The 244-nt window shown below is 74.6% G+C and carries 1 protein-coding gene; it reads right to left on the bottom strand.

The genetic code is table 11. From position 1 onward, the window contains the following. On the bottom strand, positions 1–244 hold a 244-nt coding region (locus OO54_RS41165), incomplete at both ends, for an AMP-binding protein (protein ID WP_033212995.1).

The following is a 244-nucleotide window of genomic DNA, read 5'->3' as shown; positions in this document are numbered from 1 at the left end:
GCCCGCGTCGGTGGCCGCCGAGCGGAGCCGCTCGTCGGGGAAGTCGGGGTCGAGGAGGGTGTACGCCGCGCCGGTCTTGGTGACCGCGAGGACCGCGACGGCGAAGTCCGCGCCCCGGTCGAGCAGTACGCCCGCCATGTCCCCGCGCCCCAGGCCCTGTTCGGCCAGGTGCCGGGCCAGGCGGTTCGCGGACGTGTTGAGTTCGGCGTACGAGATCCTCCGCTCGCCGTCCACCAGAGCCGTG

The sequence above is a fragment of the Streptomyces wedmorensis genome (assembly GCF_000716445.1).
GTDB classification, from domain to species: Bacteria; Actinomycetota; Actinomycetes; order Streptomycetales; family Streptomycetaceae; genus Streptomyces; species Streptomyces wedmorensis.
Note: the sequence above shows the minus strand (reverse complement) of the source record. Positions and strands in the feature narration are given on the sequence as shown.